At 62.7% G+C, this 7453-nt stretch carries 7 protein-coding genes; 4 read left to right on the top strand and 3 right to left on the bottom strand.

The window, feature by feature from the left end; genetic code table 11:
* Position 1: 1 nt before the first annotated feature.
* From tssK to tagH, 3 genes are read right to left on the bottom strand one after another with little or no spacing between them, the layout of a single operon-like run.
* Positions 2–1336 (bottom strand): type VI secretion system baseplate subunit TssK, encoded by a 1335-nt coding sequence (gene tssK, locus ACVWZP_RS21400; protein WP_046381634.1) that lies wholly within the window; start codon positions 1334–1336, stop codon positions 2–4.
* Between the two features lie 18 nt (positions 1337–1354).
* Positions 1355–1867 carry a type VI secretion system lipoprotein TssJ gene (gene tssJ, locus ACVWZP_RS21395; protein WP_079444938.1) on the bottom strand — a complete coding sequence of 171 codons (513 nt, stop codon included), beginning with the start codon at positions 1865–1867 and terminating at the stop codon, positions 1355–1357.
* A 52-nt stretch (positions 1868–1919) separates the two neighbouring features.
* A complete protein-coding gene (gene tagH / locus ACVWZP_RS21390) occupies positions 1920–3260 on the bottom strand; it encodes a type VI secretion system-associated FHA domain protein TagH (RefSeq protein ID WP_177032069.1) in 1341 nt (446 codons plus the stop codon).
* Positions 3261–3654: 394 nt separating this feature from the next.
* On the opposite strand from tagH, the gene tssA reads away from it, so the two are divergent.
* The 4 genes from tssA to ACVWZP_RS21370 all read left to right on the top strand — a co-directional run bounded on the left by tssA (position 3655) and on the right by ACVWZP_RS21370 (position 7401).
* A complete protein-coding gene (gene tssA / locus ACVWZP_RS21385) occupies positions 3655–4677 on the top strand; it encodes a type VI secretion system protein TssA (protein ID WP_046381631.1) in 1023 nt (340 codons plus the stop codon).
* A 54-nt stretch (positions 4678–4731) separates the two neighbouring features.
* Positions 4732–5238: a type VI secretion system contractile sheath small subunit gene (tssB, locus tag ACVWZP_RS21380; RefSeq protein ID WP_017849978.1), complete on the top strand. Its 507-nt coding sequence runs from the start codon at positions 4732–4734 to the stop codon at positions 5236–5238.
* A gap of 2 nt (positions 5239–5240) precedes the next feature.
* The gene (gene tssC, locus ACVWZP_RS21375) at positions 5241–6737 is read left to right on the top strand and encodes a type VI secretion system contractile sheath large subunit (RefSeq protein ID WP_017849979.1); all 1497 of its coding nucleotides are present in this window, start codon (positions 5241–5243) and stop codon (positions 6735–6737) included.
* Positions 6738–6912: 175 nt separating this feature from the next.
* Entirely contained in the window at positions 6913–7401 is a 489-nt protein-coding gene (locus ACVWZP_RS21370) for an Hcp family type VI secretion system effector (protein ID WP_003195562.1), read from the top strand.
* The last annotated feature ends 52 nt before the right edge of the window (positions 7402–7453 follow it).

Here is a 7453-nt window from a genome sequence, read left to right as displayed (position 1 = left end):
ATTATCCTCGGATCGCCCAGAAGGCCAGGTTCAAGCCCGGGAACTGCCCGGCGATATGGAAGGCGAAGCCGCCGGAATTGCTCAACTGCTGCCAGTGCTCGCTGCCCCGGTCCAGCTCGTAATAGGTCGAGCCTGCGTGGTACGGCAGTTGGCGCGGCGCCACCGGCAACGGCAGCAGGCCAATGCCGGGCAGTTGCAGGTTGACCAGGTCGCGAATGTGCTCCACCGAGCCGACTTTGCTCTGTTGGCCGAAGCGCGCGCGCAGGGTCTCGCCGGGCACATCGGCGCGTACCACGAGGATGAAACTGGCGCTGTCGATCAAGGTTTTGTCGGCGAGCATGGCCACGTGGATGCCGTAGGCTTTCTCGACGATCGGGATCGGCGTGGCCTTGCTGTCGATCAACATCGACAGCGCTTCACGCAGGGCCTGCATCACCGGGGCAAAACTCAAGGCCAGGTCGTCGTGCTGGTACTGCGGGTATTCCTGGGGGCGCCGGCCGGTGGTGGAGAAGGTAGCGAACTCACCGGCCAGGCTGACCAGTTCGCTGAACAACCGCTCCGGGTGCAGCGGGCTCAGTTGGCTGAGGTGCTGGATCAGCGGCTGGGCACGGTTGACCAGTTGCAACAGCATGAAGTCGGCAATCTCCGACGCGCCGCCCGCGCCCGAGGCGACCACACGCCCGGCCAGGGCTTCGCCGCGCTGGTGCAGCAGGCCGAGCAGTTCGCTGCGAAACGCGGTCAGCGGTTTGCTCGCGGCCACATCGAGGACTGGCGGGATGTAGCTGTCGTCGAGGACCAGCGCACGGTCGGCGCGTTTTTCCTTGATACGCACCAGGCCGATCGCGGCGTAATCGCTGATGCCGTCCTGCGCGGTCAACAGGCGCAGCGCACGGGAGCCGACGGCCACCGGGGCGCGGTTCTCGAACGGTGCGTTGTCGTCACGCACTTCGCGCACCTGGCTCACGTAGCGGGCGGCGCCAAGCGCTTCGCCGTCGTCGACGGTGTCGCGGGCCCCTGCGCGCTTGAGCGGCAAGGCCAGGTAGACGAGGCCGTCACGCAGGCTGTCGTCGATATTCAGCGGGCTGGGCGCCAAGTCATCCTGGGGGATATTGAACGGCGTGCCGTCGGGCAGCAGGCCGCGTGCCGACACAATCGCCAGCTTGCCCTGGGCCAGCAGGCCCTGATCGATCAGCAGCTCGGAAAACCCCCAGGCCCCGGCCGACAACGGGCGACTGCGGGCGTCGATCAGGTTTTCCAGGTAACGGTCATGCTGCTGGAAGTGCTGCGTTCCGATGAACATGCCTTCCGACCAGACCACGCGATTGTTCCAGGACATGGGGGCTCCGATTGCTTGTTATTGGGCTGGGCTGGATGGGGAAACCACGACGTCCGCACGCACGGCGCGCACATCGAGGCTGATCTGGTATTCGGTGTATTGGCGCGGCGGCACGTTGAGCACCGTGCGCCATTGCGCGCGGTCCAGCTCGCGGTAGCCCACCAACAGGCCGATCTGGCGGGTGGACGGGTCGAGGTCGCGCTGGATGCTCAACTGCTGGCCGGGCTGCACCATCACTTCGTCCTGGTCCAGCAGGTCGAGACCGAGGGTGGATTGCGCACGGTCAGCCAGGGCGAAGTAATCCGAACGGCCGAAGGTGGCGGCGTTTTTCAGTTCGAAAATCCGCACCCGCACCGGGGCGGCCTGGCCGTTGGCGCCGGGGTTGAGCCCGGCAATCGCGTGAAAGTGCAGCTCGACGGCAGCGGTGTTCGCTTCAACCTCGGCGGCGCTGGCCTGGGGTTCGGCGACATCCTTGGTACACGCCGCCAGCATCAGCAGGCTGGCCACCGCGAGTAAAAACCTGGGAATCATCCTTCGTCCTCAATGACGTACTTAGCTTTCCGTTTTATCCATGCGTTGCGGCTCAGCGACGCTGGCGTGCGCTGTGCTCTTCGTAGGCTCGGCTGAATTCGCGGCCGAACAGGTCCTGGAAATCTTCCTGGGCCTCGCGGGAAATATTGCTGTAGAGCTCGGTGAACTGCTGCCAGTACTGGGCCTGGCGCGAGCCGCTGAACAGGCTCGACAGCCCGCCGGGCTTGCCCATGCGTTCTTCCAGCTGCGCCGGTTCGAAGCGGCTGAGCAGGTGTTTGATCGCCGCTTCCACACCGGCCATCACCGCCAATTGGTGAGCGCGCAGGTCGTCGAAACTGTCGCGCACTGCGATGTCCGGTGCCATAAACGCTTGGTTGCCATGACGCAGCAGCAGCTGTAGCGCTTCGTCGGCATTCGGGGCGAATTTCAACGGATTGTTTTCCGCGGGCTGAATCATCGTCTGCTGCATGCGGAATTCGCCCTTGAGGCTGGCGCGGGCACGCAACACGTCGATCAGGCCTTCGACCATCAGCCGGTAGCTGCGGCCGATGCTTTCCATCTGGGCTTCGGCCTGGGCCTTGTCCAGGCGCAATGGGTCCAGGCCGGCGCCGCGCAGGAAGGCGTGCAAAAGATCGGGTTGCTGGGCGGCGGCCACCGGGAGCACAGGCTCGACCACAGGTGGCGGCGCGATCACCGGCGCAGGCGGTGGCGGTGGCGGTGGCGGTGCGCTGACCACCGGCGCCGGTGTGTCGCCAAACAGGTCCCAATCCTCGGGAATGACCGAGCCCGACGCGGCAGGCGGCTCGACCACCGGCACCGGCACGGCCACCGGGGTCGGCGGGCGGAAGTCGTGTTGCTCGGACGGCACATGATCGGCCACGGTCGGCGGCGGCACGGCGGTCGGGCTGAGAAAATCGAAGAGGTCCGGCAAGGTGTCCATCGACGACGCGCCCTGGAACTGCGGCGCGATCACTGGCGTGGCTACCGGCTTGCTGGCGACGGCGCCCATCAGCGCTTCAAAACTGTTCGGGGAATCCCCGGCAAACGCCTGGCTATCCACGGCCTGTACGTTGAAATCGATGCGCGCCTGGATTTCGTAATCACCGATGCGGATCAGCTCGCCATCCTGCAACGGCTCGCTATTACCCCGGCGCAGACGGATGCCGGCGTTAACCAACTCCACGCCGTTTGTACTGTTATCGGTTAAATAATAACGACCATCTTTGTATTGAATTACGCAATGTTTCGAGGACACCAGACGCTCAGGATCAGGCAATACCCAGTCATTATCCGAGCTGCGGCCGATAGCCATCGAGCCCTGGTTCAAGGACTTTTCGGCACACTGCCCAGGGGTAATCTTGTGATAACTAGTGATAGTCAAACACAGCGACATCTTGCCTCCTTGCTGATACTTCGCGCGCAATCGATTCCCGGCGAGCGCCTTTCCCGAGAGATCGCGCCAGGCGACGCAAACCACGGTCATAATCTGCTTTTTGCCAGCATGATCGCAGATCTTAACTGGCCTCAATGACAAAAACCCTATCGTGGAACACCACTCGACTCACCAGTCGCGCAGGTTGTTAAGTACCGCACATCTGTCACAGAGGGCGAATAGCTTACCTTGACAAGCCATAACTACTACACCAAAAATGCACAACTTCTTGAATACCAGTGATGGCACATTAGTGGCGCCACACGTATATGACCAAGAAAACATGCAAAGTTCATCACGCAACTAATGCATGAATTGCCCGTCATCTAACGGGCCGATAGGGAGATCGATTTCAGTGGATGTGCCGTTGCTGCTCGCCGCCGTTTCCGCGACTTCGCCATGTGGCGAAGACATGGAATATGACGCGCAATTTCTACAACTGGAGCGTGATGCCAAGGGGCAGCCCGAGCGCAGCATGGGCGACGCCATCCTGCCTGCCGAACCGCCGGACTGGCGCAGCATCCAGCAGCAAAGCCTCGACCTATTGCAACGCAGCAAAGACCTGCGCATCACCCATTTCCTGCTGCAAAGCGCCCTCGCCCTCCAGGGCGTGGTCGGGTTGGCCGACGCGCTCACGCTGATCAACGCGCTGCTGCGCGAATACTGGGCCGACCTGCACCCGCGCCTGGATGCCGACGACGATAACGACCCCACCGTGCGTATCAACGCCCTGTCCGGCTTGACCGGCGACGCGACGATCCGCCTGCTGCGCGAAAGCATCCTCACGCGCTCGCGCACCTTCGGCGCCGTGAGCCTGCGCGCCGCGCTGAACGCCAGCGGCCTGATGAGTTTTCCCGATGAACAACTCGGCGCCCAGCAGCTCAACGCCGCGTTCCTCGACAGCGACCCCGAGCAACTGCAAGCCACCCGCGACGCCTTGAGCACCGCGCGTGCCGCCTGCGAAGCCATCGAACAACAGGTCAGCGACCAGGTCGGCTCGGCCCAGGGCGTCGACCTCAGCCTGTTGAAGCAACCGCTCAAGCAGGCGCTGCAGATCCTCAGCCAATTTGTACCGAACGGTGAGACCAGCAGCCGCGAACCCGAGGCCGTCAGTGACGACAATGCCCCCTCGGCCGACTTCGCCGCCGCCCCCACCGCACCGCGCCCCAGCGGCGACATCGCCAACCGCGATGACGTGCTGCGCAGCCTCGACAAGATCCTTGCGTACTACACCCGTCATGAGCCTTCGAGCCCGCTGCCGGTGCTGTTGAACCGCGCAAAGCATCTGGTGCACGCCGACTTCGCGGCCATCGTGCGCAATCTGATTCCCGACGGCATGTCCCAATTTGAAAACCTGCGTGGCCCGGACGGCGAGTAAGCCGCCCGACTGCGCAGTAACAACACCGTCGCTCAAGCGACCAGGAGCAGCAACGTGGCGAAGCAAAGTTCTCAGAAATTCATCGCGCGCAACCGCGCGCCTCGAGTGCAGATCGAGTACGACGTCGAGCTCTACGGCGCCGAGAAAAAGGTCCAGCTGCCCTTCGTGATGGGTGTGATGGCCGACCTCGCCGGCAAACCCGCCGAGCCCCTCGCGCCCGTGGCCGACCGCAAGTTCCTTGAAGTGGACGTCGACAACTTCGACTCGCGCCTCAAGGCCATGCAACCGCGCGTAGCGTTCCACGTACCCAACGAGCTGACCGGCGAAGGCAACCTGAGCCTGGACATCACTTTCGAAAGCATGGACGACTTCAGCCCGGCCGCCGTGGCCCGCAAGGTCGATGCGCTGAACAAGCTGCTCGAAGCCCGTACCCAGTTGGCCAACCTGCTGACCTACATGGACGGCAAGACCGGCGCTGAAGAAATCATCATGAAAGCGATCAAGGACCCGGCATTGCTGCAGGCCCTTGCGAGCGCGCCGAAGCCGGCAGGGGAGCAGTAATCATGACCGAGAATACCGTGCGCGAAAGCGCTCAGAACCTGGGCGCCACCGAAGAAACCAGCGAGTTCGCTTCGCTGTTGCTGCAAGAGTTCAAACCGAAGACCGAGCGTGCCCGCGAAGCCGTGGAAACCGCCGTGCGGACACTCGCCGAGCAGGCGCTGGCACAGACTGACCTGGTGTCCAACGACGCGATCAAGTCGATCGAATCGATCATCGCCGCCATCGACGCCAAGCTCACCGCCCAGGTCAACCAGATCATCCACCACCCGGATTTCCAGCAGCTGGAAAGCGCCTGGCGTGGCCTGCACTACCTGGTCAACAACACCGAGAGCGATGAGCAGCTGAAGATCCGCGTGCTCAACATCTCCAAGCCGGACCTGCACAAGACCCTGAAGAAATTCAAGGGCACCGCCTGGGACCAGAGCCCGATCTTCAAGAAGATGTACGAAGAAGAATACGGCCAGTTCGGCGGCGAACCTTACGGTTGCCTGGTCGGCGACTACTACTTCGACCAGTCGCCACCGGATGTCGAGCTGTTGGGCGAATTGTCCAAAGTCTGCGCCGCCATGCACGCCCCGTTCATCGCGGCCGCTTCGCCGACCGTGATGGGCATGGGCTCGTGGCAGGAACTGTCGAACCCGCGCGACCTGACCAAGATCTTCACCACCCCGGAATACGCCGGCTGGCGCTCGCTGCGTGAATCGGAAGACTCGCGCTACATCGGCCTGACCATGCCGCGCTTCCTCGCGCGCCTGCCGTATGGCGCCAAGACCGACCCGGTGGAAGCCTTCGCCTTCGAAGAAAACACCGACGGCGCCGACAGCTCCAAGTACACCTGGGCCAACGCCGCTTACGCGATGGCGGTGAACATCAACCGTTCGTTCAAACACTACGGCTGGTGCTCGCGCATCCGTGGCGTGGAGTCCGGCGGTGAAGTGGAAAACCTGCCGGCCCACACGTTCCCTACCGATGACGGTGGCGTGGACATGAAGTGCCCGACCGAAATCGCCATCAGCGACCGTCGTGAAGCGGAGCTGGCGAAGAACGGTTTCATGCCGCTGCTGCACAAGAAGAACACCGACTTCGCCGCGTTCATCGGCGCGCAGTCGCTGCAGAAGCCGGCCGAGTACGACGATCCGGACGCCACCGCCAACGCCAACCTGGCCGCACGCCTGCCGTACCTGTTCGCCACCTGCCGTTTCGCGCACTACTTGAAGTGCATCGTGCGCGACAAGATCGGTTCCTTCAAAGAGAAGGACGAAATGCAGCGCTGGTTGCAGGACTGGATCCTCAACTACGTCGACGGCGACCCGGCGCACTCCACCGAAACCACCAAGGCCCAGCACCCACTGGCGGCAGCCGAAGTGATCGTGGAAGACGTTGAGGGCAACCCGGGTTACTACAACTCCAAGTTCTACCTGCGCCCGCACTACCAGCTCGAAGGGCTGACCGTGTCGCTGCGCCTGGTATCGAAACTGCCGTCGGCGAAAAGCGCGTAAAAAATCGGGACTGGCTCGCTCCCTGTAGGAGCGAGCTTGCTCGCGAAAAACTTGAAGGCGCTGCGTTCATCCAGGATGCCCGCGTCACCGTTGACGACCTTCGCGAGCAAGCTCGCTCCTACAGGGGGCGGCGGCGTTAACAAATACAGTGGCTGAGTCCACACAGGGAGAAAACATGGCTGTTGATATTTTCATCAAGATCGGCGACATCAAGGGCGAGTCCATGGACAAAGCCCACAAGGACGAAATCGACGTACTGAACTGGAGCTGGGGCATGTCCCAGTCCGGCAACATGCACGTAGGCGGTGGCGGCGGCGCGGGCAAGGTGAACATCCAGGACCTGTCGCTGACCAAGTATGTCGACAAAGCCTCGCCGAACCTGATGATGCACTGCGCCAGCGGCAAGCACATCGACAAGGTCAAGCTGACCGTGCGCAAGGCCGGTGGTGAAAGCCAGGTCGAATACATGGTGATCAACCTGGAAGAAGTGCTGGTCACGTCCCTGAGCACTGGCGGTTCGGGCTCCGATGATCGCCTGACCGAAAACGTCACCCTGAACTTCGCCCAGGTGATGGTCGACTACCAACCGCAGAAAGCCGACGGCACCAAAGACGGCGGCGCGATCAAGTTTGGCTGGAACATCCGTTCCAACACCAAGCGCTGATAGCCCTGGCGGCCGTGGCCCAGCGCCACGGCCCCAGGCACTTTGTCCCTCT

It is taken from the genome of Pseudomonas sp. TE36184 (assembly GCF_054060055.1).
The sequence above is the reverse complement of the archived record's forward strand: the minus strand, read 5'-3'. Positions and strand labels throughout refer to the sequence as shown.